The sequence below is a fragment of the Pseudomonas fulva NBRC 16637 = DSM 17717 genome, from assembly GCF_000730565.1.
Taxonomy (GTDB): Bacteria; Pseudomonadota; Gammaproteobacteria; order Pseudomonadales; family Pseudomonadaceae; genus Aquipseudomonas; species Aquipseudomonas fulva.
Map to the genome: position 1 here is coordinate 58,141 of NZ_BBIQ01000008.1, position 26,241 is coordinate 84,381.

Below are 26,241 nucleotides of genomic sequence, written 5' to 3' on the forward strand. Positions count from 1 at the left end.
AACCCCGCAGTTGCCAACCGGTTCACACTATTCCGATAAAAGCATAAATACCCGTAAAAAATTTGCGCTCTGCCCAGAAGCGACTAGTTTCAACCTTCGCAGGCAAAGAGGGATGAAGATGAGCAATACATGGAGGTGCCAGCGTACAAGGCCTGCAGCCATGGCAGTCGGCAGTCTCCAGGAGTTCGGTGAGGTGATTCAACGGCCTTACCTTGCAATGCACTGATCCATATCAGCGTGTGGCCACGGCGTCAGATTTAATCTGAGGCCAACTTTCTCCTGGCAGGAGTTGTTAAATGTCTGATTCTCCCGCAAAACTAAAACTCGGCGCATTAGTTGCGTTGGTCGTCGGCTCGATGATCGGTGGCGGTATATTTTCCCTGCCGCAGAACATGGCCGCCAGCGCCGGCGTGGGCGCGGTACTGATTGGCTGGGCGATCACCGCCGTGGGCATGCTGACCCTGGCTTTCGTATTCCAGACCCTGGCTAACCGCAAGCCTGACCTGGACGGTGGGGTCTATGCGTATGCCAAGGCCGGTTTCGGCGATTACATGGGCTTTTCTTCGGCCTGGGGCTACTGGATCAGTGCCTGGCTGGGGAACGTCGGCTATTTCGTGCTGTTGTTCAGCACCCTGGGCTATTTCTTCCCGGTGTTTGGCGAGGGCAACACGCCGGCCGCGATCATCGGCGCCTCGATCCTGCTGTGGGCCGTGCATTTTCTGGTGCTGCGTGGCATCCGTGAAGCGGCGTTCATCAACCTGGTCACCACGGTGGCCAAGGTGGTGCCGCTGGTGCTCTTTGCGCTGATTTGCCTGTTCGCCTTCCGGCTGGACATCTTCACCGCCGATATATGGGGCACCAGGACCCCTGAGCTAGGCGGTGTGATGAATCAGGTGCGCAACATGATGCTGGTGACGGTGTGGGTCTTCATCGGCATTGAAGGCGCGAGCATCTTCTCGTCACGTGCGGAAAAACGCTCCGACGTGGGCAAGGCCACCGTCATTGGCTTCATCACGGTGCTGTTGTTCCTGGTGCTGGTCAATGTGCTGTCGCTGGGCATCATGACCCAGCCTGAACTGGCAGGGCTGCAGAACCCCTCGATGGCGGCCGTGCTTGAGCATGTGGTCGGCCACTGGGGCGCCGTGCTGATCAGTGTCGGGCTGATCATTTCGCTGCTCGGTGCGCTGCTGTCATGGGTGCTGTTGTGCGCCGAGATCATGTTCGCCGCAGCCAAGGACCATACCATGCCCGCGTTCCTGCGCCGCGAGAACGCCAACCAGGTGCCTGCCAACGCCTTGTGGCTGACCAACGCCATGGTGCAGATCTTCCTGGTGATCACGCTGTTCTCCAACAGTACCTACCTGTCGCTGATCTACCTGGCTACCTCGATGATCCTGGTGCCCTACCTGTGGTCGGCGGCCTACGCCGTGTTGCTGGCGGTGCGCAGTGATACCTATCAACAGGCGCTGGCCGAACGCCGCAAGGACCTGTTCATCGGCAGCATCGCCCTGCTCTATGCCATCTGGCTGCTGTATGCCGGCGGGGTGAAGTACCTGCTGCTCTCGGCGTTGCTGTACGCCCCTGGCGCCATCCTGTTTGCCAAGGCCAAGCGTGAGGTGGGCCAACCTGTCTTCACCCCCGTGGAAAAACTGATTTTCGCAGCCGTGGTCGTCGGTGCCCTGGTGGCAGCCTTCGGCCTGTACGACGGCTTCCTGACGCTGTGACCCCTCTTCGACTCAATGGAGGATTGAAACCATGTCCGCTGAAAAACAGAAATACGGTGTGCATTCAGAAGCCGGCAAGCTGCGCAAGGTCATGGTGTGCTCGCCGGGCCTTGCGCACAAGCGCCTGACCCCGAGCAACTGCGACGAGCTGTTGTTCGACGATGTGATCTGGGTGGACCAGGCCAAGCGTGACCACTTCGATTTCGTCACCAAGATGCGCGAGCGCGGTGTCGACGTGCTGGAGATGCACAACCTGCTGACCGATATCGTGCAGCAACCCGAAGCACTCAAGTGGATACTGGACCGCAAGATTACGCCCGACACCGTTGGGGTGGGCCTGACCAATGAAGTGCGCAGTTGGCTCGAAGGCATGGAGCCGCGCCATCTGGCCGAATTTTTGATCGGCGGTGTGGCCGGCCAGGATCTGCCGCAAAGTGAAGGTGCCGAAGTGGTCAGGATGTACAACGACTACCTGGGCCATTCCAGCTTCATCCTACCGCCGTTGCCCAACACCCAATTCACCCGCGACACCACCTGCTGGATCTACGGCGGCGTCACGCTCAACCCCATGTATTGGCCGGCGCGGCGCCAGGAAACACTGCTCACCACCGCCATCTACACGTTCCACCCGCAGTTCACAGGCGCCGACTTCCAGGTCTGGTACGGAGACCCGGACAAGGACCATGGCCAGTCCACCCTCGAAGGCGGTGATGTCATGCCCATCGGCAACGGCATCGTGCTGATCGGCATGGGCGAGCGGACCTCCCGCCAGGCCATCGGCCAGTTGGCGCAGAGCCTGTTCGCCAAGGGCGCCGTGCATAAAGTCATCGTCGCCGGCTTGCCCAAGTCCCGCGCCGCCATGCACCTGGATACCGTGTTCAGCTTCTGCGACCGCGACCTGGTTACGGTCTTCCCCGAAGTCGTCAACGAGATCGTGCCGTTCATCATCCAGCCCGACGAAAGCCGGCCCTATGGCATGGACGTCCGCCGCGAGCACAAGTCGTTCATCGAGGTGGTGGGCGAACAATTGGGCGTGCGCCTGCGGGTGGTCGAAACCGGCGGCAACAGCTTCGCCGCCGAACGCGAGCAATGGGACGACGGCAACAACGTCGTGGCGCTGGAGCCAGGCGTGGTCATCGGCTACGACCGCAACACCTACACCAACACTTTGCTGCGCAAGGCCGGGGTCGAAGTGATCACCATCAGTGCTGGCGAACTGGGCCGTGGTCGCGGCGGTGGCCACTGCATGACCTGCCCTATCGTTCGCGACCCCATCGATTACTGACGTCCATCACCCAGGCCGTCCCTACCCGGCGGCGGCCCGGCGTTCACCACACCCAGGAGAAAAGTCATGGCGTTCAACATCCACAACCGCAACCTGCTCAGCCTGGAACACCACAGCACCCGTGAGCTGCGTTACCTGCTGGACCTGTCCCGCGACCTCAAGCGGGCCAAGTACACCGGCACCGAGCAGCAGCACCTCAAGGGCAACAACATTGCGCTGATCTTTGAAAAAACCTCCACGCGTACCCGTTGTGCGTTCGAAGTGGCCGCTTACGATCAAGGCGCCAACGTCACCTACATCGACCCGAATTCTTCGCAAATCGGCCACAAGGAAAGCATGAAGGACACCGCACGAGTACTCGGGCGCATGTACGACGCCATCGAGTACCGCGGTTTCAAGCAGGAAATCGTCGAAGAGTTGGCCAAGTATGCCGGCGTGCCCGTATTCAATGGCCTGACCGATGAATACCACCCGACCCAGATGATTGCCGACGTGTTGACCATGCGCGAACACAGCGACAAGCCGCTGCATGACATCAGCTACGCCTACTTGGGCGATGCGCGCAACAACATGGGCAACTCGCTGCTGTTGATCGGCGCCAAGCTGGGCATGGACGTGCGCATCGCCGCGCCCAAGGACCTGTGGCCCCACGATGACCTGGTGCAACGTTGCAAGCAGTACGCCGAGGAAAGTGGTGCCCGCATCACCCTCACCGAAGATGCCAAGGCGGCAGTCAAGGGCGTGGACTTCATTCATACCGACGTGTGGGTATCGATGGGTGAACCCATCGAAGCCTGGGGCGAACGTATCAAGCTGCTCAAGCCCTACCAGGTCAACGCCGAGCTGATGAAGGCCAGCGGCAACCCCAGGACCAAGTTCATGCACTGCCTGCCGGCGTTTCACAACTGTGAGACCAAGGTCGGCAAGCAGATCGCCGAGCAGTACCCGGACCTCACCAACGGCATCGAAGTGACCGACGACGTGTTCGAGTCCCCGGCCTGCATTGCGTTCGAGCAAGCGGAGAACCGCATGCACACGATCAAGGCGATCCTGGTGTCGACACTGGCCGACCTGTAGATCGCCACCTGCCCAGGCGTTGCGGCTGTTAGCCTGCCGCAATAGCCGTCGGGCAGCGGCTCAAGACTTTCGATAAAGGACATTCTTCATGCGTATCGTTGTTGCACTAGGCGGCAATGCCCTGCTGCGCCGTGGCGAGCCCATGACCGCGGAAAACCAGCGCGCCAACATCCGTACCGCCGCCGAGCAGATTGCCAAGATCCACCCAGGCAACGAGTTGGTGATCGCTCATGGCAACGGCCCGCAAGTGGGCCTGCTGGCATTGCAGGGGCTGTCGTACAAGCCGGACGAGGCCTACCCATTGGACGTGCTGGGCGCCGAAACCGAGGGCATGATCGGCTACATGATCGAGCAGGAACTGGGCAACCTGCTGGACTTCGACGTGCCGTTCGCCACCCTGCTGACCCAGGTCGAAGTGGACGCCCAGGACCCTGCGTTCAAGGACCCGAGCAAGTTCATCGGCCCGGTCTACAGCAAGGATGAAGCCCAGCGCCTGGCCGCTGAAAAGGGCTGGGTGGTCAAGCCTGACGGCGACAAGTACCGCCGCGTGGTGGCAAGCCCCAGACCCAAGCGCATCTTCGAAATCCGCCCCATCAAGTGGCTGCTCGAAAAGGGCAGCATCGTGATCTGCGCCGGCGGCGGCGGCATCCCGACTCTCTATGATGAACACCGTAACCTCAAAGGGATCGAGGCGGTGATCGACAAGGACCTGTGCTCTGCACTGCTGGCCGAACAGCTCGAGGCCGATCTGCTGGTCATTGCCACCGACGTGGAGGCGGCGTACATCGACTTTGGCAAGCCAACCCAACGCGCCATCGCCCAGGCCCACCCTGACGAGCTGGACAGGCTGGGTTTCGCGGCAGGTTCGATGGGGCCCAAGGTGCAGGCGGCCTGCGACTTCGCCCGGCACACGGGCAAGGTGGCGGTGATCAGCTCGCTGGCCAACATCGAGCGCATCGTGAGCGGTACCGCCGGCACGCGGGTTTCGACCGCTGCCCCCGGGATCAGCTACCGTTGACACAGTCGGCGGGCCATGTGCCCGCCCAACCTCGTACAGGAGAGCCCATGGCCAAATATGAACCCGGTCACGTCCACATCGAGCGCACTGCGCTCAACAGCAGTGACCACAGCTATGACCTCAAGGTGGACTACGAGGCCTTCACCGACCCCCGTGAAGGCAGGGGCATTCAGTTCCGCATGCAGGGCAGCATCGAGGGCAAGCCGGTCGACGAGGTTTTCTTTCTGCCCAAGGACCAGGTGCTGCCTAGCTTTCTGATGCAACTGAGTCGCCGCGCCCAGGCCTACCTGGCCCCACCGAAGAAGTTCGAGAGCCTGGCTTCACCTCACAGGATCTACGACTGGATGTTCGAAGACATTCGCGCCAAGCTGGACGTGAAGTCCGGTGACCCCATCAAGCCTGAGCATCTGGAGTAGGGCGCTACCCGTCACGAGCAGGGTCAGCTTGAGGCATACTAGCGCCCTACCCGGCCATTTCGTATTGCCCCATGCGTATCCACGTCAGCTTCATCGACCGCGTCGGCATCACTCAGGAAGTCCTGGCGCTGCTCGGTGCGCGCAACCTCAACCTCGATGCCGTGGAAATGGTGCCGCCGAACGTCTACATCGACGCGCCTACCCTCAGCCCCGCCGTACTGGAAGAGCTGCATGACGCCTTGTTCGAGGTGCAGGGCGTGGAGGCGGTGGAGGTGGTCGATATCCTGCCGGGGCAACGCCGTCACCTGCAGCTCGATGCGCTGCTGGCCGCCATGAGCGACCCCGTACTGGCGGTTGACAGGGCCGGCAAGGTGCTGCTGGCGAACCCAGCGCTGGTGGCGTTGTGTGGTCGGGAGTCGGCCGGGCGCTGCGTAGGCGAGTTGTTTGGCGACCCGGGCCTGCTGCAAGTATTGCTCGACAGCAACTTTCACCTGCCCATGCGCGAAATGCAGCTCAATGGCCAGAGCCTGCTGCTCGATGCCATGCCAATCACCCATACCGGCGGCTTGCTGACGCTCTACCCGCCTACGCGGTTGGGCGAACGGCTATCGGCCCTGCGCCATGACCATGCCGAGGGCTTCGACGCTCTGCTGGGCGAATCACCTACCATCCGCACCCTGAAGGCTCGAGCCCTGCGCGTGGCCACCCTGGATGCACCGCTGCTGGTGCATGGCGAAACCGGCACCGGCAAGGAACTGGTGGCCCGCGCATGCCACGCGATCAGCAGCCGTCATGCGGCCCCCTTTCTGGCTCTGAACTGCGCCGCATTGCCTGAGAGCCTCGCCGAGAGCGAACTGTTCGGTTATGCACCAGGCGCCTTCACCGGCGCCCAGCGCGGCGGCAAGCCAGGGCTGATGGAGCTGGCCAACCAGGGCACGGTGTTTCTCGACGAGATCGGCGAGATGTCCCCCTACCTGCAGGCCAAGCTGCTGCGTTTTCTAAGCGACGGCAGCTTCCGCCGGGTGGGAGGCGACCGGGAAGTGAAGGTCAACGTGCGTATCATCAGCGCGACCCACCGTAACCTGGAGCAGATGGTGGCCGAGGGCACGTTCCGCGAAGACCTGTTCTACCGCCTCAACGTGTTGAACCTGCAGGTCCCACCCCTGCGTGACCGCGGCCAGGACATCCTGATGCTTGCGCACTTCTTCATGCAGCAGGCCTGCACACAGATCCAGCGGCCTGCCTGCAGGCTCACCCCCGCCACTCACAGCGCCATGCTGGCTAACCCTTGGCCGGGCAATGTACGGCAATTGCAGAACGTGATCTTTCGCGCCGCCGCCATTTGCGAAAGCAACCTGGTGGACATCGGCGACCTGGACATCGCCGGCACGTCTGTCAGTCGCACCCATGAAGGTGATGTGGCCAGCCTGGAGCAGGCTGTGGGTGATTTCGAGCGTGAACTGTTGCAACGGCTGTACACCAGTTACCCCTCGACCCGATTGCTGGCGGCCCGGCTGCACACCTCACATACCGCCATTGCCCAACGCCTGCGCAAATACGGCATTCCGGGGAAAACCTGAAGTTGTCGGCAAATGCTGCTGTTTTAGTAGACTTTTCCTAGGCGTTCCCCGGATACGTCCTTCCTCACGCCTCGTAGAATGGCGCCAGTGCAATCCCTGCCTGTCACCCCGCAAGACCACCCCAGAGTGGTCAGCGGTCCGTTATGGATTCAACGAGAGTACCTGATGTTCGAACTCGATTTTTACGGCACGCTGGTGGCCGCTTCCCTGGTGCTGCTGCTAGGTCGCGGCCTGGTCGCACGCATAGGTTTTCTGCGTGCCTACAACATTCCTGAACCGGTCGCCGGCGGCTTGGTGGTCGCGATTGCCCTGTTGGTGCTGCGCACCTTCGATGTGCAAGTTCACTTCGACACCTCCCTGCAAACACCTTTGATGCTGGCGTTCTTCGCTACCATCGGCCTGAACGCCGATTTCGCCAGCCTGAAAAAAGGTGGGCGCGCGGTGGTGCTGTTCCTGGCGGTGGTGACCAGCCTGCTGGTGGTACAGAACGCCCTGGGCATCGGTCTGGCCACGGCGCTGGGGTTGGACCCGCTGATGGGCCTGCTGGCCGGTTCGATCACCCTGTCAGGAGGCCATGGCACCGGTGCTGCGTGGGGCGCCACCTTCACCGAAAAATTCGGCCTGGTCTCGGCCTCGGAACTGGCACTGGCCTCCGCCACATTTGGATTGGTACTGGGGGGGTTGATTGGTGGCCCCGTGGCCCGCTTGCTGATCAAGCGGGTCGCTAGCCCTGGTCGCGCCGACAGCACGCCTCAGTTACCTTCAGGCTTCGAGCAGCCGGAGAAAGAACGCCTGATCACCTCGATTTCCGTGATCGAGACGCTTGCCCTGATTGCAGTGAGCCTGTTGACCGGCACCGTTTTGAATGAGCTGCTCAAGGGTACTGCCTTCGAACTGCCAAACTTCGTCTGCGTATTGTTCGTGGGCGTGCTGCTGCGCAATGGCCTGTCAGCCTTCGGCTTTTACCAGGTGTTCGAGCGGGAAGTGTCGGTACTGGGCAATGTGAGCCTGTCGTTGTTTTTGGCCATTGCGTTGATGTCGTTGAAACTGTGGGACCTGGCTGCACTGGCACTGCCGTTCTTCGTGCTGCTGGCGGCGCAGACGCTGCTGATGGCACTGTTCGCCATCTTCATCACCTTCCGAGTGATGGGCCGCACCTACGACGCGGCTGTCCTGTCCGCCGGCCATTGCGGCTTCGGGTTGGGGGCAACGCCGACGGCAATCGCCAACATGCAAGCGGTAACCCAGCGGTTCGGGCCTTCGCACGTGGCATTTCTGGTGGTGCCGATGGTGGGGGCGTTCTTCATTGACTTGATCAATGTGGTGGTGATCAAGGTGTATTTGGCATTGCCGTTTTTTCAGTAAGCAGGCCATGATGGCGTTGCTGAACCGCTAAGGTTAAGACTCCCGCATGATGAGCTGCGGGAGTCGTCTGTTCTGGATTCAAGATGGCTTGAACCCTGGAAGTCCGTGCTCAGCCCGCCACCGTTTCACTTCATCAACCACCGCTTGAGGGGAAAATTGAATCCCGACCCTGTGGGGGCGATAAATTAAGTTCCACTTTGCCGGATGCTGTGCCAAGCGATCAAACTCAAGAACGCCGCGCGTGTGCTCTTTGTCATTAGGAAAGTACTGCGGGTCGCCATGATACAGGGCATACACTAATTGAAAAAACTCTTGTTCAGTGTAATCAGTTATTTCTTTAGGCATGTGTCTATTTTCCGTTTGAGCAAGACTTGCCTGTGACCCGCTGTAGCTTGCCTTTCATTCCAGGCATGCTCTGAGGGCCTGTGGATATCATACCGCCTTTAAAGCCACGGTTAATCAGACATCTTTGAAACCCTTTGCGCCACCTTTTTCACAGCATCGACTACGGATTGTGTTCAATCGTTTATCCTTACTGCACTTGAGTGAACTATTAAATTAGATCCTTGTGAATGTTCTCAAATTACCTCAAACTTCATGCCCCCTGTGGGTGCGAAGGACCCCAAGAATAAAGGACCGGATCTGCATGATAGAAACCGCAGACAAATTCTAGATTTTTTGTCAGGCCAGATAGTTTATTTCGCATGACCTACTGCCCCTGATAAATAAAATTCATATTTCAATAAACTTCAGCAGTAGATTATTAATATCTTTGCTTTAGAAACACTGGCTTTATGATGTATTTCCCATCCCTTGTTTGATTCCCCCAATGCAGGGTGGCTTATTCAAAACAGTGGAACACATGTAGCCGTATCGAATTCAATACACCGTATCTGAATCGCTACACCTCCAACTCCAAGGTGGGCCGAGAGATTAACGGCGTCGTGTAGCAAAACCAACGTTTTATCGTATCGATTTCGTTACGCCGCCTTACTCGATCTTCAGCGAGCTGGCACTCCCTCCCTGCATCCACAGGGCCCAGAGCTAGTTGGCCACGTTATTGCTTACTGAAAACCCACCAGAGCGCGAACCTAATCGCGCCACCCGGTCCACGAGGATTTTTCATGAGCGAGTTGCGTTTCACCGACGACCACGAATGGCTGCGTGTAGAAGCTGATGGCAGCGTCACCGTAGGTATCACTGCCTACGCCCAGCATGCACTGGGGGATGTGGTGTTCGTGCAGCTGCCGGAGCTGCAGCACTATGACAAAGGCAGCGAAGCGTCCACCGTAGAGTCGGTCAAGGCTGCTAGCGGGGTGTACATGCCGCTGTCCGGCGAGGTGATCGAGGTCAACGCCCAACTCGAAGAGCGCCCCGAGCTGGTCAACGAGGACCCGCTGGGCGAAGGCTGGTTCTTCCGCATCAAGCCTGCCGACGCCAGCGCTGTGAGCGCCCTGCTCGACCAGGAGGCCTATGACCGCCTGCTCAACGCCAACGACGACGCCTGAGGAATCACGCCATGACCATCAACCTCGGCACTGCCAATGAGTTCATTGCCCGCCACATCGGGCCACGCAGCGAAGACGAGCAGGCCATGCTCGCCACCCTGGGCTTCGACTCGCTGGAGGCCATGACCGACGCCGTCATCCCCGCCAGCATCAAGGGCACCAGCGTGCTGGGCACGGACGATGGGCACAGCGAAGCGGATGCGCTCGCCGCCCTGAAGGCCATCGCCGGCAAGAACCAACTGTTCAAAAGTTACATAGGCCAGGGTTACTACAACACCCACACGCCCGCGCCCATCCTGCGCAATCTGCTGGAGAACCCGGCGTGGTACACCGCGTACACGCCCTACCAGCCAGAAATTTCCCAGGGCCGGCTGGAAGCTCTGCTCAATTTCCAGACCCTAATCAGCGACCTCACAGGGTTACCGATCGCCAATGCGTCGCTGCTCGATGAGGCAACGGCCGCTGCCGAGGCCATGACGTTCTGCAAGCGCCTGTCGAAGAACAAGGCCAGCAACCGCTTCTTTGCCTCAATGCATTGCCACCCCCAGACCCTCGATGTACTGCGTACCCGCGCTGAACCTCTGGGCATCGAAGTCGTGATAGGCGACGAGCAGACGCTCGACGATGCCAGCCCGTTCTTCGGCGCCTTGCTGCAATACCCCGCCAGCACCGGTGGTATCTTCGATTACCGGGAGGTGGTGCAACGGTTCCACCACGCCAATGCGCTGGTGGCCGTGGCGGCGGACCTGTTGGCCTTGACCCTGTTGACCCCGCCTGGCGAGTTCGAGGCCGATGTGGCCATTGGCAGCGCCCAGCGCTTTGGCGTGCCCCTGGGCTTCGGCGGGCCTCATGCGGCCTACTTCGCTACCCGCGATGCCTTCAAGCGCGACATGCCAGGGCGCCTGGTGGGCGTGTCGATAGACCGCTTCGGCAAGACGGCACTGCGCTTGGCCATGCAGACACGTGAGCAGCACATTCGCCGCGAAAAGGCCACCAGCAACATCTGCACCGCCCAGGTGCTGCTTGCCAACATTGCCAGCATGTTCGCCGTCTATCACGGCCCTGAAGGTCTCACGCGCATTGCCCAACGTACCCATAGCCTGACCGCCATCCTGGCCCAGGGCTTGCGTGCAATGGCTGTGACGGTGGTGGGCGACACGGCATTCGACACCCTGACCCTGGCCACTGGCGATGCCACCCTCGGCCTGCACGAAAAAGCCCGTGCACAAGGCATCAACCTGCGTCAGGTCGATGCCGGCCATGTGGGCGTATCGCTGGACGAAACCACCACTCCGGCGGATGTGCAGGCGCTGTGGCAGCTGCTTGGCGATGGTCAAACGCAACCTGACTTCCAGGCGCTGGCCGCCAGCAGCGGTACGCTGCTGCCCGAGGCCTTGCTGCGCCGCTCGACGTTCCTGGAACACCCCGTGTTCAACCGCTATCACAGCGAAACGGAGTTGATGCGTTACCTGCGCAAGCTGGCCGACAAGGACTTGGCCCTGGACCGCAGCATGATCCCGCTGGGCTCGTGCACCATGAAACTCAACGCTGCCAGTGAAATGATCCCGGTCACCTGGGCAGAATTCGGCAACCTGCACCCCTTCGCCCCGGCGCAGCAGAGCCAGGGCTACCTGCAATTGACGTCGGAGTTGGAGGCCATGCTCTGCGCAGCCACGGGCTACGATGCCGTATCGCTGCAACCTAACGCCGGTTCTCAGGGCGAGTACGCGGGCCTGCTGGCGATCCGCGCCTATCACCGCAGCCGCAACGAGGGGCATCGCGACATCTGCCTGATCCCTTCTTCAGCCCACGGCACTAACCCGGCAACGGCCAACATGGCCGGCATGCAGGTGGTGGTCACGGCCTGCGACGCGCGCGGCAACGTCGACGTTGCCGACCTGCGTGCCAAGGCCATCGAGCACCGTGAACGCCTGGCAGCGCTGATGATCACCTACCCGTCCACCCACGGGGTGTTCGAGGAGGCGATCGGCGAGATTTGCGCCATCATCCACGACAACGGCGGCCAGGTTTACATCGACGGTGCCAACATGAACGCCATGGTCGGTCTGTGCGCACCGGGCAAATTCGGGGGCGATGTGTCGCACCTGAACCTGCACAAGACCTTCTGCATTCCCCATGGCGGCGGTGGTCCGGGCGTTGGGCCGATCGGTGTGAAATCGCACCTGGCGCCCTTCCTCCCGGGCCATGCTGCCCTGGGCACTGCCGAAGGCGTGGTATGCGCCGCACCCTTCGGCAGCGCCAGCATCCTGCCGATCACCTGGATGTACATTCGCATGATGGGCGGCGCAGGGCTCAAACGGGCTTCGCAGATGGCCATCCTCAATGCCAACTACATCGCCCGCCGCCTGGAGGAGCACTACCCGGTGCTGTACACCGGCGGCAATGGCCTGGTCGCCCACGAATGCATCCTGGACCTGCGCCCGCTCAAGGACAGCAGTGGCATCAGCGTCGACGACGTGGCCAAGCGGTTGATCGACTACGGCTTCCATGCCCCGACCATGTCGTTCCCGGTGGCAGGCACGCTGATGATTGAGCCGACCGAAAGCGAATCCCGGGAAGAACTGGACAGGTTCTGCGCGGCCATGATCCAGATCCGCGAGGAAATCCGCGCGGTAGAGGACGGCACGCTGGACAAGGATGACAACCCGCTCAAGAACGCGCCGCACACCGCAGCGGAACTGGTGGGCGAATGGGCTCATGGTTACTCCCGCGAGCAAGCGGTCTACCCGCTGCCTGGCCTGGTGGAAAGCAAGTACTGGCCGCCTGTGAGCCGGGTCGACAACGTCTTCGGCGACCGCAACCTGGTCTGTGCCTGCCCCTCGATCGAAAGCTACCAGGACGCCTGACAGCGCCGGATCGTGAGTGTGTCATTCGCCTGGCGGTCAATGTCCCCGGACATTGACCGAAAACCCATGCAAGGAGTCATCGATGTCCGAAACACTGCTCAAAACCCCACTGCATGCCCTGCACCTGGAACTGGGCGCGCGCATGGTGCCCTTCGCGGGCTACGACATGCCGGTGCAGTACCCCCTGGGCGTGCTTAAAGAGCACCTGCACACCCGAGAACAGGCCGGGTTGTTCGACGTCTCGCACATGGGGCAGATACTGCTCAAGGGTAGCGACGCTGCCAGTGCGCTGGAAACGCTGGTGCCGGTCGATATCATCGACCTGCCCGTTGGCATGCAGCGCTACGCCATGTTCACCAACGAACACGGCGGCATCCTCGACGACCTGATGGTCGCCAACCTGGGTGACGACACGCTGCTGCTGGTGGTGAACGCCGCCTGCAAGGATCAGGACCTGGCGCACTTGCAGCGGCATATCAGCCAACGTTGCGAGGTCCAGCCACTGTTCGATCAACGTGCTCTGCTCGCCTTGCAAGGGCCGGCAGCGGCCAAGGTCCTGCAGCGTCTGGCGCATGAAGTGGCGGACATGACGTTCATGCAGGTGCGACCTGTCACGTTGCTGGGCCACCTGTGCTGGGTCAGTCGGTCGGGCTACACCGGGGAGGATGGTTATGAAATCTCCGTGCCGGTGGCAGGTGCCGAGACGCTCGCCAGAGCGCTGCTCAAGCAGCCAGAGGTCCAGCCGATCGGGCTGGGGGCCCGTGACTCGTTGCGTCTGGAAGCCGGCCTGTGCCTGTATGGCCATGACATGAACGCCGACACTTCACCCGTGCAGGCGAACTTGTTGTGGGCAATGTCCAAGTCGCGCCGGGCCGATGGTGCGCGTGCTGGGGGCTTTCCGGGCGCACAGGCCATCTTCGATCAGCAACGTGAGGGTGTGAAACGCAAGCGGGTCGGTTTGCTGCCCCAGGAACGCACGCCTGTACGCGAAGGCGCCGAGATTGTCGATGCAGAAGGCACCTCGGTTGGCACCATCTGCAGTGGCGGCTTTGGACCCACACTCAGTGCCCCTGTGGCGATGGGTTATGTGGACACCGAACAGTCCGCACTGGACACGCTTCTATATGCACTCGTGCGTGGAAAGAAGGTGGCCTTGAAAGTCAGTAAAACCCCATTCGTTGCGCCCCGTTACTATCGCGGTTGAGGCAGACTCATCAGCGGCGTGGCAACGTTCGGCATCTTCGTTTGCGAACGTTGCCCGCGCCACTGCGAACATGGCGCCAGGCCAGGCACCATGCACTGTTCGGCGGTTTGGCCGCTGGTTGTAAAACAGTCACTTTCCACCCGCTGGAAGGCTTGTTTTTCGCTCGGCAGTTGGCGTAGAGTCAACGCACTGTGTTTGCATGGGTCGCAACAGTTCGTGACCTGGGCCAGTAGCCGCAATCTGCTACAACCCGTTCGACGTCTCTTACTTTCCTGCAACCCAGCCCAGTACTCTTTTGCTTGTTTGAAAGCGAAAGAAAACTGTCATCCAAACCTAAGTTTCATAGGAAATAAGATTATGTCTACCCGTCAGAACGGTATCGTCAAGTGGTTCAATGACGAAAAAGGCTACGGCTTCATCACCCCAGAAAGCGGTGCTGATCTGTTCGTGCACTTCCGCGCCATCGAAGGCAACGGCTTCAAAAGCCTGAAAGAAGGCCAGAAGGTCACTTTCGAAGCCGTTCAAGGCCAAAAAGGTATGCAAGCTGACAAGGTACAGGTTGCTGAATAAGCCTTGTCACCTTCCAAAAAGCCCCTGCTCAGTGCAGGGGCTTTTTTTTGCCCGTAGAATGGCGCCTTTGCATGATGGAGCTGTTCTGCATGTCCAAGCCTGTGCTGCTTCCCCAAGGTGATTTCCCTCCGGTCGGCCTGGGCAGGCGCCTGGCCGCGGTGTTCTATGACTTTTTACTGTGTACGGCCCTGCTGATCGTCACTGCGGGCCTCTACAAGATGGTCCAGATGGCGATCATCGGCCAACAGCGTATGCGCGAACTTACCGAAGCAGGCGCGCTCGACGGCGACCCTTTGCTGTCCACGGTGCTGCTGTTCGTGCTGTTCGGTTTCTTCGCCAAGTTCTGGACCCATGGCGGGCAGACGCTGGGCATGCAGGTCTGGGGCGTGCGTGTGCAGAACGCCGATGGCTCGCCCATCACGCTCTGGCAGGCGCTGTTGCGGTTTGTCGTTTCCATTGCCTCGTGGCTGTGCCTGGGACTGGGTTTTTTCTGGGCCCTGATCGACAAGCGCAAACGCAGCTGGCATGACATCTACTCCGAGAGCCAACTGGTTCGAGTCCCCAAGCCGAAGAAATGAGCGCTCTACTCAAGCGGCAGCGGCCATGAAACACAAGGGGCCGCAATAGCGGCCCCCAGGGTCAAGCACGCAGCCATGGGGCTGCGCAGCAGGCTTATCCAGCGCGGCGCAACAACCACAAGCCTGCCACGGCACAGATGCCGGCTGGCAGCACCACCGCAAGCAACGGCGGGAAGCCGAACACCTGGCTGGATGGGCCCAGCAGGTCCTGAGCGATACGGAACACGAAGCCCACCAGCACGCCGGTGAAGACACGCTGACCAAGCGTCACCGAGCGCAGCGGGCCGAAGATGAACGAAATGGCCATGAGTACCAGGGCTGCCGTGATGGCCGGTTGCAGGACCTTGGTCCAGAACGCCAGCCAGTAGCGGGCATTGTTCAACCCTTGGTCGGACAGGCAGTGGATGTAGTCCCACAGGCCGGTGATCGACAGCGATTCAGGCGCCAGCACCACCGTGTTGAGCAACTGCGGCGTGACCGACACATCCCACTGTTCTTCAGGGTTTTGCACGACTTCGGTACGGTCACCATGGAACAGCGTGGTGCGCACATCGGTCAGCAGCCAGTGATCGTTTTCGTAACGCGCCCGGCGCGCGAAGCTGGAGCTGATGATCTTGCGCTGGTCGTCGAACCGGTAGCGGGTCACACCCAGCAGAAGGCCGTTGGGCTGCACGGAGTTGATGTGCACGAACTCCTCGCCCTGCCGGTGCCACATGCCGCGCTTGGAGCTTTGCGCTTCACCGCCACCCTGGGCGAGGGAGCGATCGGCCTGGGCTTTGTTTTCGGTAACCGGTGCCACGTACTCGCCGATCAGCAGGCCAACCAGCATCAGCACCAGCATTGGTTTCATCACCGCCCAGACGATGCGACCGATCGACACCCCAGCAGCGCGCATGATGGTCAGCTCGCTGCTGCTGGCCAGCGTACCCAGGCCGATCAGGCAGCCGATGAGCGCGGCCATCGGCAGCATGTCGTACAGGCGCCGCGGTGCGGTAAGCAGCACGTACTTGCCTGCTTCGAGCACCGTGTAGGTATCGCTCAGGTCGCCCATTTCGTCGATGAAGGCGAACAGCGAGGCCAGCCCCAGGATGATGCCCAGGACAGCCAGAATAGCCACCAGCACGCTTTGGCCGATATAACGATCGAGCTTAGCCACGGGCCACCTCCGCACGACGGGCTGCGCGCTTGAGGCGAAGAGGTTCCCAGTACATCAGGCCCAGGCCGATGAGCAGGAACAGCCCATGCACCCACCACATGCCAAGGGCGATGGGCAGCTTGCCCTTCTCGAGTGCACCGCGCACGGAAATCAGCATTGTCAGGTACGCCATGTACAGGAGGATGGCTGGCAGCAGCTTGAGGAAACGCCCCTGCCGAGGATTGGCCCGTGACAGCGGCACGGCGAGCAGGGTCACGATGAACACCAGGATCGGCAGTGACAGACGCCATTGCAACTCGGCGCGTTCACGCAGGTCCGTAGCGCCGAATAGTTGGGTAGTGGGAATGGCCTCCCGCTCGGTGACCTCCTCGCTGACTTCAGGCTTGGGCAACAACACGCCATAGGTGTCGTACTTGATGGCGCGGTAGTCGGCCTGGCCTGGGTTGCCGTCGTAGCGGTAGCCGTTTTCGAGCACCAGATAACGGTTGCCATCGGCCTGGATTTCCTGGTGCCCGCGCTCGGCCACCAGCACCGACGGGGCGCGGTCCTTGGTCTTGTCCTGGTTGAAGCGTTTTTCGGAGATGAACACGCCGCCCAGGTTTACCCGGTCATCTGAAAGCTGCTCGGTGTAGGTCACCCGCGAACCATCGCGCAGGGTCTGGAAGCGGCCCGGCACCAGGGTGTCGAATTCGGTCAGGGCATCCTGCTGGCTGATGATCTTCTGCACCTGGGCCACGCCCAGGGGTGCAAGGCTCAGGCTCAGCCAGGCCACCAGCAGGGCCACCAGCGCTGCAGGCGCCATGGTCATGGCCAGCAAGCGCTGCTGGCTCATGCCGGTGGCCGACAGCACGGTCATTTCGCTTTCCAGGTACAGCCGGCCATAGGCCAGCAGAATACCCAGGAACAACCCCAGCGGCAGGATCAGTTGCAGGAAGCCCGGCAGGCGGAACCCCATGATCAGGAACAGAACGCCAGGGTCGAGCACCCCCTGTGCAGCCTGGGCCAGGTATTTGATGAAGCGCCCGCTCATGATGATCACCAGCAGCACGGCGCTGACGGCGCTCAAGGTCACCAGGACCTCGCGGGAAAGATAACGAAAGACGATCAAACCAGACACTCCTGGGTTGTCAGCACGGACTGCCAATCGATGGCACCAGACGATGACTTAGTACATCCAAGGCCAATGCTGGTTCGCCCAAGGCGAACCTCCATATAAAGTGCGCGCATTATCCTGTGATTGACCGCGCCTGTCACTTGGCCGCGCATCGCACAGCACGCCGGGGTTGTCAGCACGCCGGCCGCAGGCTCAAACTGGCAGCTTTTCCACTGGCCTGCCACTGCGCAGCCAGTCGCGTTCCAAGCGCCGGCCAGCACGGCGCCACACGTATCGATCATTCGGGGACCCTGAGATGGAACTGGTTGTAAAAAGCGTAGCCGCTGCATCGCTCAAGACCGCAACGCTGGTCATCCCAGTCGGTGAAAAACGTGCCTTGGGCACCGTGGCCCAGGCCGTGGACCTGGCAAGCGAGGGCGCCATCAGTGCGGCGCTCAAGCGTGGCGACCTGGTGGGCAAGCCTGGCCAGACGCTGCTGCTGCACGCCGTTGCAGGCCTGAAGGCCGAGCGTGTGCTGCTGGTGGGTAGCGGCAAGGACGAGGCACTGGGTGATCGCACCTGGCGCAAGCTGGTGGCCAGCGTTGCCGGCGTGCTCAAGGGCCTCAACGGTGCCGACGCCGTTCTGGCACTCGATGACATTGCGCTGAGCAACCGCGATGCAGGCTATGGCAAATATCGCCTGCTGGCCGAAACCCTGCTCGACGGCGAGTACGTGTTCGATCGTTTCAAAAGCCAGAAAGCCGAGCCTCGTGCGCTGAAAAAAGTCACCCTGCTCACCACCAAGCTCGGCCAGGCCGACGTGGAGCGCGCCGTGCGCCACGCCAATGCCATCGCCACTGGCATGGCCTATACCCGTGACCTGGGCAACCTGCCGCCCAACCTGTGCCATCCAAGTTACCTGGCCGAGCAGGCCAAGGAGCTGGGCAAGGCGCACAAAGGCCTGAAAGTCGACGTGCTGGACGAGAAGAAGATCAAGGACCTGGGCATGGGCGCGTTCTACGCCGTCGGCCAGGGCAGCGATCAACCTCCGCGCCTGATCGTGCTCAACTATCAAGGCGCCAAGAAAGGCGACAAGCCTTTCGTGCTGGTGGGCAAGGGCATCACCTTCGACACTGGCGGCATCAGCCTAAAGCCCGGTGCCGGCATGGACGAGATGAAATACGACATGTGCGGCGCAGCCAGCGTGTTCGGCACCCTGCGTGCGGTGCTGGAACTGCAGCTGCCCATCAATCTGGTGTGCTTGCTCGCCTGTGCCGAGAACATGCCCAGCGGCGGCGCCACTCGCCCCGGTGACATCGTGACCACCATGAGCGGCCAGACCGTTGAGATTCTCAACACCGACGCCGAAGGTCGCCTGGTACTGTGCGATACCCTCACCTACGCCGAGCGCTTCAAACCCCAGGCGGTGATCGATATCGCCACGCTTACCGGCGCCTGCATCGTCGCCCTGGGCAGCCACACCAGCGGTCTGATGGGCAACAACGACGCGCTGGTCAGCCAACTGCTCGAGGCGGGCAAGCGTGCCGATGACCGCGCCTGGCAATTGCCGCTGTTCGACGAATACCAGGAACAACTGGACAGCCCGTTCGCCGACATGGGCAACATCGGCGGCCCGAAAGCCGGCACCATCACCGCCGGTTGCTTCCTGTCGCGATTCGCCAAGGCCTATGACTGGGCGCACCTGGATATCGCCGGTACCGCCTGGATCAGCGGCGGCAAGGACAAGGGTGCCTCCGGTCGCCCGGTGCCCTTGCTGACCCAGTACCTGCTGGACCGCGCTGGCGCCTGACGGCAACCGCCGGCAGTGCCTCGGGCATTGCCGGCTGACGGAACCCACATGAGCAAAGTCGACTTCTACATACTGCCTACCGATTCGCTGGAGGCGCGCCTGGATTTCGCCTGCAAGCTGTGCGACAAAGCCTGGCGGCTCGGCCATCGCGTCTACCTGCACTGCCAGGATGAGGATCAGCGTGCCGCTTTGGACACGCGTTTATGGGCATTCAGGGGCGAAGCCTTCGTGCCCCATGACCTGGCAGAAGATCACGCCGATGCGAGCGTGGCGCTTGGCGTCGGTGATCACGCCCAGGGGCACCAGGACTTGTTGATCAACCTGGGCGCCGATGTTCCCGGCTTTGTCAGCCAGTTCGAGCGGGTTGCCGAGATCGTGGTTGAAGAGGCAGCGATCCGCCAATCGGCGCGTGAGCGATTCCGTTTCTACCGTGAACAAGGCTATGCTCTGCAAGACCACCGCTTACAGCGATTTTGATGACGATGGACAAGCACGCTCCCCTGCCCGGCTCTACCCACCTGCTCGACGATCTTGAGTCGATTCGCCAATTGCTTGGCGATGCCGACCTGCAACCGCCTTTGCTCACCGACACGGTGGAGCAGGTGCCTGCACGCGTTGACGCCGCTGCCGATCCGGCTGCCAGCGACACCGCCCAGGACGACCCGCAGGCACGTCGCCAGGACACCCTGCTGCACCTTGAAAGCGAACTGCGCGCTGCAGCGCAGATGATCATGCAGGATGTGATCAACGACTTTACCCCGCACATCGAAAACGAGATCAAGCGTCGCCTCGATGCGCGCATCGAGCGGTTGATCAAGCGTTCGGAGTGAAGGGGCTACCGGGCACCTGCTCTTCACCCGCCTGCAAGCTACTGCTCCTACTGGCGAAGCTGTAACGTTCTGCTGCGGCGCAGGACGCTTGCCGTCACGCGGCTGTCTTTCCCCGCACCGGGCAAACCCGCCCAGCAGCCGCTTGTCGCCTGCGCCCTCCGGCTTGGTTATACTTCCCGGCTTTCCCGAATAAATGCACAGGGTCCCGCCGCGCATGGATAAGACCTACCAGCCGCACGCCATCGAAACTTCCTGGTACAACACCTGGGAAGCCGAAAACTATTTCGCTCCACAAGGTGCAGGCGAGTCCTACACCATCATGATTCCGCCGCCGAACGTGACCGGCAGCCTGCACATGGGCCATGGTTTCAACAACGCGATCATGGATGCCCTGATCCGCTTCCGCCGCATGCAGGGTCGCGACACCCTCTGGCAGCCTGGTACCGACCACGCGGGCATCGCCACGCAGATGCTGGTCGAGCGCCAGCTTGAAGCCAAGGGCCTGAACCGTCATGACCTGGGCCGCGAACAGTTCCTGGAAAAAATCTGGGAGTGGAAAGACCAGTCGGGCGGCAACATCAGCCGGCAGATTCGTCGGCTCGGCTCCTCCGTGGACTGGAGCCGCGAGCGCTTCACCATGGACGATGGCCTGTCCGAAGCGGTCAAGGAAGCGTTCGTGCGCCTGCATGAAGACGGCCTGATCTACCGGGGCAAGCGCCTGGTCAACTGGGATACCAAGCTGCACACCGCCATTTCCGATCTGGAAGTCGAGAGCCACGACGAGAAAGGCCACCTGTGGAACCTGCGCTACCCGCTGGCCGACGGTGCCACCACCGCCGAGGGGCTGGATTACCTTGTGGTCGCCACCACGCGTCCGGAAACCCTGCTGGGTGACGCTGCCGTCGCGGTCAACCCCACCGACGAACGCTACCAGGCCCTGATCGGCAAGTTCGTCGAGTTGCCGCTGGTTGGCCGTCGCATCCCTATCGTTGCCGATGACTACTGCGACCCTGAGTTCGGCACCGGTTGCGTCAAGATCACCCCGGCCCACGACTTCAACGACTATGAAGTCGGCAAGCGTCATAACCTGCCGCTGCTGAACATTTTCGACAAGAATGCCGTGGTGCTGCCAGCAGCCCAGGCATTCAACCTCGATGGTTCGCTCAATGACCAGGTAGACACCGCCCTGCCGTCCCAGTACGCCGGCCTCGATCGCTTCGTTGCACGTAAGCAGATCGTTGCCGACCTGGAGGCTCAGGGCCTGCTGGTCGGCATCGACGACCATGCCTTGAAAGTGCCCAAGGGCGACCGCTCGGGCACCATCATCGAACCGTGGCTGACCGACCAGTGGTACGTTTCCACCAAGCCGCTGGCCGAGCCTGCCATCGCTGCGGTCGAGGATGGCCGTATCCAGTTCGTGCCCAAGCAGTACGAGAACATGTACTTCTCCTGGATGCGCGACATTCAGGATTGGTGCATCAGCCGGCAGCTGTGGTGGGGCCATCGCATCCCGGCCTGGTACGACGAGGCGGGCCGGGTCTATGTCGGGCGCAACGAGGAGGAAGTGCGCAGCAAGCACGGCCTCGGCGCGGACGTGAACCTGCGCCAGGATGACGACGTGCTCGACACCTGGTTCAGCTCGGGCCTGTGGACCTTCTCAACCCTGGGCTGGCCGGAGCAAACGGAGTTCCTCAAGAAATTCCACTCCACCGATGTGCTGGTCACCGGCTTCGACATCATCTTCTTCTGGGTTGCGCGCATGATCATGTTGACCATGCACCTGATCAAGAACGAGGACGGCACGCCCCAGGTTCCGTTCAAGACCGTGTACGTGCACGGCCTGGTGCGTGACGGCCAGGGCCAGAAGATGTCCAAGTCCAAGGGCAACGTGCTGGACCCACTGGACATCGTCGACGGCATCACCCTCGATGCCTTGCTGGAGAAACGCACCAGCGGCATGATGCAGCCCAAGCTGGCCGAGAAGATCGCCAAGCAGACCAAGGCCGAGTTCCCCGAGGGTATCGCCAGCTACGGTACCGACGCCCTGCGTTTCACGTTCTGCTCCTTGGCCTCGACCGGTCGCGACATCAAGTTCGACATGGGCCGCGTCGAAGGCTATCGCAACTTCTGCAACAAGATCTGGAACGCCGCCCGCTACGTGCTGGACAAGGGTGAGGACTGTGGGCAGAACGGCGAGGCCTACGAGCTGTCGCTGGCCGACCGCTGGATCATCTCGCAGCTGCAGCGCACCGAAGCTGAAGTGACCCGTCAGCTCGAACAGTTCCGCTTCGACCTGGCCAGCCAGGCGCTGTACGAATTCATCTGGAACCAGTACTGCGACTGGTACCTTGAGCTTTCCAAGCCAGTGTTGTGGGATGAGCAGGCCCCTGTGGAACGCGCCCGTGGCACGCGCCGCACCCTGGTTCGCGTGCTGGAGGTGGCACTGCGCCTGGCCCACCCGTTTATGCCGTTCATCACCGAGGAAATCTGGCAGCGCATTGCACCGTTGGCCGGCGTCGAAGGCAAGACCATCATGCTGCAGCCCTGGCCTCAGGCCAATGACGCCCGCATCGACGTGGCCGCCGAAGGCGACATCGAGTGGCTCAAGGAGCTGATGGTCGGCTTGCGCAACATTCGCGCTGAAATGAACATCGGCCCTGGCAAACCCCTGCCGCTGTTCCTGAAGAACGCCAGCGCCGACGACCAGCGCCGCCTGCAGGAAAACGAAGCCTTGCTCAAGAAATTGGCCAAGGTCGAATCGTTCACCGTGCTGGGCGACAACGACGAGGCGCCATTGTCCGCCACGGCGCTGGTGGGTGACCTTCAGGTGCTGGTACCGATGGCCGGGCTGATCGACAAAAATGCCGAACTGGCTCGCCTGAACAAGGAAATCCAGCGCCTGCAAGGCGAAGTGGCGCGCGTGGGCGGCAAGCTGTCCAACGCCGCGTTCGTCGACAAGGCACCGCCTGCCGTCATCGAGAAGGAGCGCGCCAAGCTGGCCGAGTCCGAGCAGGCGTTGGCGAACTTCACCGAGCAGCATGCGCGGATTGCAGCGCTGTAACCTGACCGTGCAGTGCTGACTGACGAGGGCTCAGCCCTCGTTCGCGGCCAGCCCCGGGGCAACCGGGCCGGCCGCGACCGGGCCGTCCAACGGTCTGGGGGCCAGCACCTGCAACACCGGACCCGAGCATGACCCAGAGCAAACCCACCCTGCACCCGCGTAACCGCCATCAAGGGCGCTACGATTTTCCCAGCCTGATCAAGGCACACCCTGATCTGGCGCGCTTCACCCTCACCAACCCCCATGGCAAACCCAGCATCGATTTCGCCAACCCCGAAGCGGTGCGAGTGTTCAACCGTGCCCTGCTCAAGGCCCAGTACGGGATCCAGCATTGGGACATCCCCGCCAACTACCTGTGCCCGCCGATTCCAGGTCGCGCCGACTACCTTCATGTGGCCGCCGACCTGTTGGCTGCCGATAACGCAGGCCAGCTCCTCAAAGGCGCTCAGGTGCGCGTGCTCGACATCGGCGTGGGTGCCAACTGCATCTACCCGCTGCTGGGCCATAGCGATTACCGCTGGCGCTTTCTGGGCTCGGACATCGATCCGGTAGCATTGGCGTCGGCCAAGGCGATCATTCAGGCCAATGGCTTGGACAAGGTCATCAACCTGCGCCAGCAGAGCAACCCTGCGCATATCCTCAGCGGCCTGCTCAAGGACGACGAGCGCTTCGACCTGACCCTGTGCAACCCGCCCTTCCATGCCTCACGCGAAGAAGCCACCCGTGGCAGCCAGCGCAAATGGAAGAACCTGGGCAAACAGGACCCCAAGCGCAAGCTGCCCGTGTTGAACTTCGGTGGCCAGAACAACGAACTGTGGTGCGAAGGCGGTGAAATCCGCTTCGTCACCCAACTGATCAACGAGAGCGCGCAATACGCCAGCCAGACACTGTGGTTCACCAGCCTGGTGTCGAAGGCCAGTAACCTGCCGGCACTGGAGGCAGCCTTGAAAAAGGCGGGGGCCGCGGCTGTGCGCGTTGTCGAAATGGGCCAAGGACAGAAACAGAGCCGCATGCTCGCCTGGAGCTTCCATGACGATGCTGCGCGCCAGGCATGGCGCGCCAAGCCCATTTCACAGGCATGAAAAAACCGCGCTCGGGTAACCCGGGCGCGGTCAGGTCACTGCATCGACAATTACTTGTTGATGGCGTCGGTCAGCACTTTGGCCGGTACGAACTTGACGACTTTCTTGGCAGCGATTTCGATGGCAGCGCCAGTCGAAGGGTTGCGGCCGGTACGGGCAGGACGCTCGGAGACTTTCAGCTTGCCGATGCCTGGCAGGGTGATTTCAGCGCCGTTTTCCAGTTGGTCGGCAACGATCTGGCCCAGTTGCTCCAGAGCGTTCTTGGCGGTGGCTTTAGGCGCTGCGATCGATTCGGCGATGTCGGCAATCAGTTGGTCTTTGGTCAATGCCATGGTGGTGTTCCTTCCCTATCAAATTCGATGGTTATGCAGCGAACGACGACGTTATCGGGCCAGCCCCGACGAGATTGGAGGGCCGCGCCAATTGGGTATGTAGATACGCAAATCAGCGTTTGGTTCGACACGCCGAGCGCGTACTGCAGCAATGCGCCACAACAGGGGCGCAAGACGGCGCAAAACTACCACAGCAGCGGATAAATATCCGCTGCCACCCCTGATTTAATGCAGGTTTTCAGGCCTTGATGATGAAAAGACCGCAGATTTGAGTAAAAAACCGCCAACCTGCGATTCTGCTTCGATCCGCCCACTGAATCACCCAGCGTCTGAGGTAAACTTCAGTGCTTTTGTACCTGTCCGAGACTCCCCATGCCAATCCGACATTGCATCGTTCACCTGATCGACAAAAAGCCCGATGGCAGCCCTGCCGTATTGCACGCACGTGACGCCGAGCTCGCGGCCTCGGACGCCATCGAGAACCTGCTAGCCGACCTCAATGACAGCTACAACGCCAAACAAGGCAAGGCTTGGGGGTTCTTCCACAGCGAGTCCGGCGCTTATCCGCTCAGTGGCTGGCTGAAACAGTACCTAGAGCAGGAGCAGGATTTCACCGCCTTCAGCCGGCAGGCTGTGGAGCATCTGCAAAAGCTGATGGAAGAGTCCAATCTGTCCACCGGCGGGCACGTTCTGTTCGCGCATTACCAGCAAGGCATGACCGAATACCTGGCCATCGCATTGCTGCACCACAGCGAAGGCGTTGCCGTGAACGCCGAGCTCGATGTCATGCCTTCGCGGCACCTGGACCTGGGTCAGTTGCACCTGGCAGCACGCATCAATCTTTCGGAATGGAAGAACAACCAGAACTCCAAGCAGTACATCTCGTTCATCAAAGGCAAGAACGGCAAGAAAGTCTCGGATTACTTCCGTGACTTCATCGGTTGCCAGGAAGGTGTGGACGGGCCGGGCGAGACGCGCACGCTGCTCAAGGCGTTCAGTGACTTCGTGGAAAGCGAGGACCTGCCTGAGGCCTCTGCCCGCGAAAAGACCCAGACGCTGGTGGACTACGCCACCACGCAGACCAAGTTGGGCGAACCGGTGACGCTCGAAGAACTGTCCAGCCTGATCGATGAGGATCGGCCCAAGGCGTTTTACGACCATATCCGCAACAAGGACTACGGGTTGTCACCGGAGATTCCTGCCGATAAGCGCACCCTCAACCAGTTCCGTCGCTTCACCGGCCGTGCCGAAGGGCTGTCGATCAGTTTCGAGGCGCACCTGCTGGGCGACAAGGTGGAGTACGACGAAGCTGCTGGCACCTTGATAATCAAAGGTTTGCCCACGACGCTCGTGGATCAGCTCAAGCGTCGCAAAGACTGACCGCACGGCATGCAGGTTCGGCGTTGTAGGAGGACACCAGTGCCTCTTTCGCCGACTTGCGCAGGCGCTTGACCAGCCTTTCCTGGCGCAAGGCTTCGCTTTTGTCTGGCCACCGCTCCATGTAGACCAGGGCCTGGGCTGGGCTGCTTTTGAAAAAGCGTGCCCCCTGGCCTTTGCGGTGCGCCTCGAAGCGCCGCCGCGGGTCATCGCTAATGCCACAGTAGAGCGCGCCATTGGCCGCCCTGACCAGGTACACATACCATGGTTTGATTACCTGATCCGGTACTCTTTCACTCACCACAACG

23 protein-coding genes are annotated in these 26,241 nt (G+C 61.2%); 18 read left to right on the top strand and 5 right to left on the bottom strand.

Annotated elements, in window-relative coordinates:
• The first annotated feature begins 296 nt into the window (after positions 1 to 296).
• The 7 genes from arcD (at position 297) to gltS (ending at position 8,465) form a co-directional block, all read left to right on the top strand.
• Positions 297 to 1,724, top strand: coding sequence for an arginine-ornithine antiporter (gene arcD, locus PFU01S_RS10105; protein ID WP_028687066.1), 1,428 nt, complete (start codon positions 297 to 299; stop codon positions 1,722 to 1,724).
• Positions 1,725 to 1,755: 31 nt separating this feature from the next.
• Entirely contained in the window at positions 1,756 to 3,009 is a 1,254-nt protein-coding gene (gene arcA, locus PFU01S_RS10110; RefSeq protein WP_027913773.1) for an arginine deiminase, read from the top strand.
• A 66-nt stretch (positions 3,010 to 3,075) separates the two neighbouring features.
• Positions 3,076 to 4,086, top strand: a complete 1,011-nt coding sequence (locus tag PFU01S_RS10115; RefSeq protein ID WP_027913772.1) for an ornithine carbamoyltransferase — start codon at positions 3,076 to 3,078, stop codon at positions 4,084 to 4,086.
• An 88-nt stretch (positions 4,087 to 4,174) separates the two neighbouring features.
• The gene (gene arcC / locus PFU01S_RS10120; RefSeq protein ID WP_028687065.1) at positions 4,175 to 5,104 is read left to right on the top strand and encodes a carbamate kinase; all 930 of its coding nucleotides are present in this window, start codon (positions 4,175 to 4,177) and stop codon (positions 5,102 to 5,104) included.
• Between the two features lie 47 nt (positions 5,105 to 5,151).
• A complete protein-coding gene (locus PFU01S_RS10125; RefSeq protein ID WP_027913770.1) occupies positions 5,152 to 5,520 on the top strand; it encodes a DUF5064 family protein in 369 nt (122 codons plus the stop codon).
• Positions 5,521 to 5,591: 71 nt separating this feature from the next.
• Positions 5,592 to 7,100 carry a transcriptional regulator GcsR gene (gene gcsR / locus PFU01S_RS10130; RefSeq protein ID WP_028687064.1) on the top strand — a complete coding sequence of 503 codons (1,509 nt, stop codon included), beginning with the start codon at positions 5,592 to 5,594 and terminating at the stop codon, positions 7,098 to 7,100.
• Between the two features lie 165 nt (positions 7,101 to 7,265).
• Positions 7,266 to 8,465: a sodium/glutamate symporter gene (gene gltS, locus PFU01S_RS10135; protein ID WP_028687063.1), complete on the top strand. Its 1,200-nt coding sequence runs from the start codon at positions 7,266 to 7,268 to the stop codon at positions 8,463 to 8,465.
• Between the two features lie 78 nt (positions 8,466 to 8,543).
• Here gltS and PFU01S_RS21760 read toward each other — a convergent pair whose 3' ends face one another.
• The gene (locus tag PFU01S_RS21760) at positions 8,544 to 8,810 is read right to left on the bottom strand and encodes a bacteriocin immunity protein (RefSeq protein ID WP_081783940.1); all 267 of its coding nucleotides are present in this window, start codon (positions 8,808 to 8,810) and stop codon (positions 8,544 to 8,546) included.
• 779 nt (positions 8,811 to 9,589) lie between these two features.
• Here PFU01S_RS21760 and gcvH point away from each other — a divergent pair.
• The 5 genes from gcvH (at position 9,590) to PFU01S_RS10160 (ending at position 15,192) form a co-directional block, all read left to right on the top strand.
• Positions 9,590 to 9,973, top strand: a complete 384-nt coding sequence (gcvH, locus tag PFU01S_RS10140) for a glycine cleavage system protein GcvH (protein WP_027913767.1) — start codon at positions 9,590 to 9,592, stop codon at positions 9,971 to 9,973.
• 11 nt (positions 9,974 to 9,984) lie between these two features.
• Positions 9,985 to 12,840: an aminomethyl-transferring glycine dehydrogenase gene (gcvP, locus tag PFU01S_RS10145; protein ID WP_027913766.1), complete on the top strand. Its 2,856-nt coding sequence runs from the start codon at positions 9,985 to 9,987 to the stop codon at positions 12,838 to 12,840.
• 82 nt (positions 12,841 to 12,922) lie between these two features.
• Positions 12,923 to 14,044, top strand: a complete 1,122-nt coding sequence (gene gcvT / locus PFU01S_RS10150; protein WP_028687062.1) for a glycine cleavage system aminomethyltransferase GcvT — start codon at positions 12,923 to 12,925, stop codon at positions 14,042 to 14,044.
• A gap of 357 nt (positions 14,045 to 14,401) precedes the next feature.
• Positions 14,402 to 14,614 carry a cold-shock protein gene (locus PFU01S_RS10155; RefSeq protein WP_027913764.1) on the top strand — a complete coding sequence of 71 codons (213 nt, stop codon included), beginning with the start codon at positions 14,402 to 14,404 and terminating at the stop codon, positions 14,612 to 14,614.
• 89 nt (positions 14,615 to 14,703) lie between these two features.
• On the top strand, positions 14,704 to 15,192 hold the full coding sequence (locus PFU01S_RS10160) for an RDD family protein (protein WP_028687061.1): 489 nt from the start codon (positions 14,704 to 14,706) through the stop codon (positions 15,190 to 15,192).
• A 94-nt stretch (positions 15,193 to 15,286) separates the two neighbouring features.
• Here PFU01S_RS10160 and lptG read toward each other — a convergent pair whose 3' ends face one another.
• Together lptG and lptF are read right to left on the bottom strand one after the other, a co-directional pair.
• Positions 15,287 to 16,348, bottom strand: coding sequence for an LPS export ABC transporter permease LptG (lptG, locus tag PFU01S_RS10165; protein ID WP_042139441.1), 1,062 nt, complete (start codon positions 16,346 to 16,348; stop codon positions 15,287 to 15,289).
• A complete protein-coding gene (lptF, locus tag PFU01S_RS10170; protein WP_023533424.1) occupies positions 16,341 to 17,456 on the bottom strand; it encodes an LPS export ABC transporter permease LptF in 1,116 nt (371 codons plus the stop codon). The genes lptG and lptF overlap by 8 nt, the downstream gene beginning before the upstream one ends.
• Before the next feature lie 301 nt (positions 17,457 to 17,757).
• Here lptF and PFU01S_RS10175 point away from each other — a divergent pair, with 301 nt between their 5' ends.
• The 5 genes from PFU01S_RS10175 to rlmF all read left to right on the top strand — a co-directional run bounded on the left by PFU01S_RS10175 (position 17,758) and on the right by rlmF (position 24,224).
• Complete coding sequence (locus PFU01S_RS10175; RefSeq protein WP_028687060.1) at positions 17,758 to 19,251, top strand: leucyl aminopeptidase; 1,494 nt, start codon at positions 17,758 to 17,760, stop codon at positions 19,249 to 19,251.
• 48 nt (positions 19,252 to 19,299) lie between these two features.
• Positions 19,300 to 19,728 carry a DNA polymerase III subunit chi gene (locus PFU01S_RS10180; RefSeq protein ID WP_027913761.1) on the top strand — a complete coding sequence of 143 codons (429 nt, stop codon included), beginning with the start codon at positions 19,300 to 19,302 and terminating at the stop codon, positions 19,726 to 19,728.
• 5 nt (positions 19,729 to 19,733) lie between these two features.
• A complete protein-coding gene (locus PFU01S_RS10185; RefSeq protein WP_027913760.1) occupies positions 19,734 to 20,081 on the top strand; it encodes a hypothetical protein in 348 nt (115 codons plus the stop codon).
• A gap of 214 nt (positions 20,082 to 20,295) precedes the next feature.
• Positions 20,296 to 23,142, top strand: coding sequence for a valine--tRNA ligase (locus PFU01S_RS10190; RefSeq protein ID WP_023533311.1), 2,847 nt, complete (start codon positions 20,296 to 20,298; stop codon positions 23,140 to 23,142).
• A gap of 128 nt (positions 23,143 to 23,270) precedes the next feature.
• The gene (rlmF, locus tag PFU01S_RS10195; RefSeq protein WP_027913759.1) at positions 23,271 to 24,224 is read left to right on the top strand and encodes a 23S rRNA (adenine(1618)-N(6))-methyltransferase RlmF; all 954 of its coding nucleotides are present in this window, start codon (positions 23,271 to 23,273) and stop codon (positions 24,222 to 24,224) included.
• A 50-nt stretch (positions 24,225 to 24,274) separates the two neighbouring features.
• Here rlmF and PFU01S_RS10200 read toward each other — a convergent pair whose 3' ends face one another.
• Positions 24,275 to 24,556, bottom strand: a complete 282-nt coding sequence (locus tag PFU01S_RS10200; protein ID WP_003255106.1) for an HU family DNA-binding protein — start codon at positions 24,554 to 24,556, stop codon at positions 24,275 to 24,277.
• Between the two features lie 372 nt (positions 24,557 to 24,928).
• On the opposite strand from PFU01S_RS10200, the gene yejK reads away from it, so the two are divergent.
• A complete protein-coding gene (gene yejK, locus PFU01S_RS10205) occupies positions 24,929 to 25,936 on the top strand; it encodes a nucleoid-associated protein YejK (RefSeq protein ID WP_027913758.1) in 1,008 nt (335 codons plus the stop codon).
• Here the strand turns inward: yejK and PFU01S_RS10210 are convergent.
• Positions 25,917 to 26,234, bottom strand: coding sequence for a GIY-YIG nuclease family protein (locus PFU01S_RS10210; RefSeq protein WP_027913757.1), 318 nt, complete (start codon positions 26,232 to 26,234; stop codon positions 25,917 to 25,919). The two genes, yejK and PFU01S_RS10210, sit on opposite strands and share 20 nt — an antisense overlap.
• Between the last annotated feature and the right edge of the window lie 7 nt (positions 26,235 to 26,241).

Bases quoted from the DNA above. Each gene is read 5' to 3' on its own strand.
- arcD (WP_028687066.1), top strand. From the start codon at position 297: ATGTCTGATTCTCCCGCAAAACTAAAACTCGGCGCATTAGTTGCGTTG.
- arcA (WP_027913773.1), top strand. From the start codon at position 1,756: ATGTCCGCTGAAAAACAGAAATACGGTGTGCATTCAGAAGCCGGCAAG.
- PFU01S_RS10115 (WP_027913772.1), top strand. From the start codon at position 3,076: ATGGCGTTCAACATCCACAACCGCAACCTGCTCAGCCTGGAACACCAC.
- arcC (WP_028687065.1), top strand. From the start codon at position 4,175: ATGCGTATCGTTGTTGCACTAGGCGGCAATGCCCTGCTGCGCCGTGGC.
- PFU01S_RS10125 (WP_027913770.1), top strand. From the start codon at position 5,152: ATGGCCAAATATGAACCCGGTCACGTCCACATCGAGCGCACTGCGCTC.
- gcsR (WP_028687064.1), top strand. From the start codon at position 5,592: ATGCGTATCCACGTCAGCTTCATCGACCGCGTCGGCATCACTCAGGAA.
- gltS (WP_028687063.1), top strand. From the start codon at position 7,266: ATGTTCGAACTCGATTTTTACGGCACGCTGGTGGCCGCTTCCCTGGTG.
- PFU01S_RS21760 (WP_081783940.1), bottom strand. From the start codon at position 8,810: ATGCCTAAAGAAATAACTGATTACACTGAACAAGAGTTTTTTCAATTA.
- gcvH (WP_027913767.1), top strand. From the start codon at position 9,590: ATGAGCGAGTTGCGTTTCACCGACGACCACGAATGGCTGCGTGTAGAA.
- gcvP (WP_027913766.1), top strand. From the start codon at position 9,985: ATGACCATCAACCTCGGCACTGCCAATGAGTTCATTGCCCGCCACATC.
- gcvT (WP_028687062.1), top strand. From the start codon at position 12,923: ATGTCCGAAACACTGCTCAAAACCCCACTGCATGCCCTGCACCTGGAA.
- PFU01S_RS10155 (WP_027913764.1), top strand. From the start codon at position 14,402: ATGTCTACCCGTCAGAACGGTATCGTCAAGTGGTTCAATGACGAAAAA.
- PFU01S_RS10160 (WP_028687061.1), top strand. From the start codon at position 14,704: ATGTCCAAGCCTGTGCTGCTTCCCCAAGGTGATTTCCCTCCGGTCGGC.
- PFU01S_RS10175 (WP_028687060.1), top strand. From the start codon at position 17,758: ATGGAACTGGTTGTAAAAAGCGTAGCCGCTGCATCGCTCAAGACCGCA.
- PFU01S_RS10180 (WP_027913761.1), top strand. From the start codon at position 19,300: ATGAGCAAAGTCGACTTCTACATACTGCCTACCGATTCGCTGGAGGCG.
- PFU01S_RS10185 (WP_027913760.1), top strand. From the start codon at position 19,734: ATGGACAAGCACGCTCCCCTGCCCGGCTCTACCCACCTGCTCGACGAT.
- PFU01S_RS10190 (WP_023533311.1), top strand. From the start codon at position 20,296: ATGGATAAGACCTACCAGCCGCACGCCATCGAAACTTCCTGGTACAAC.
- rlmF (WP_027913759.1), top strand. From the start codon at position 23,271: ATGACCCAGAGCAAACCCACCCTGCACCCGCGTAACCGCCATCAAGGG.
- PFU01S_RS10200 (WP_003255106.1), bottom strand. From the start codon at position 24,556: ATGGCATTGACCAAAGACCAACTGATTGCCGACATCGCCGAATCGATC.
- yejK (WP_027913758.1), top strand. From the start codon at position 24,929: ATGCCAATCCGACATTGCATCGTTCACCTGATCGACAAAAAGCCCGAT.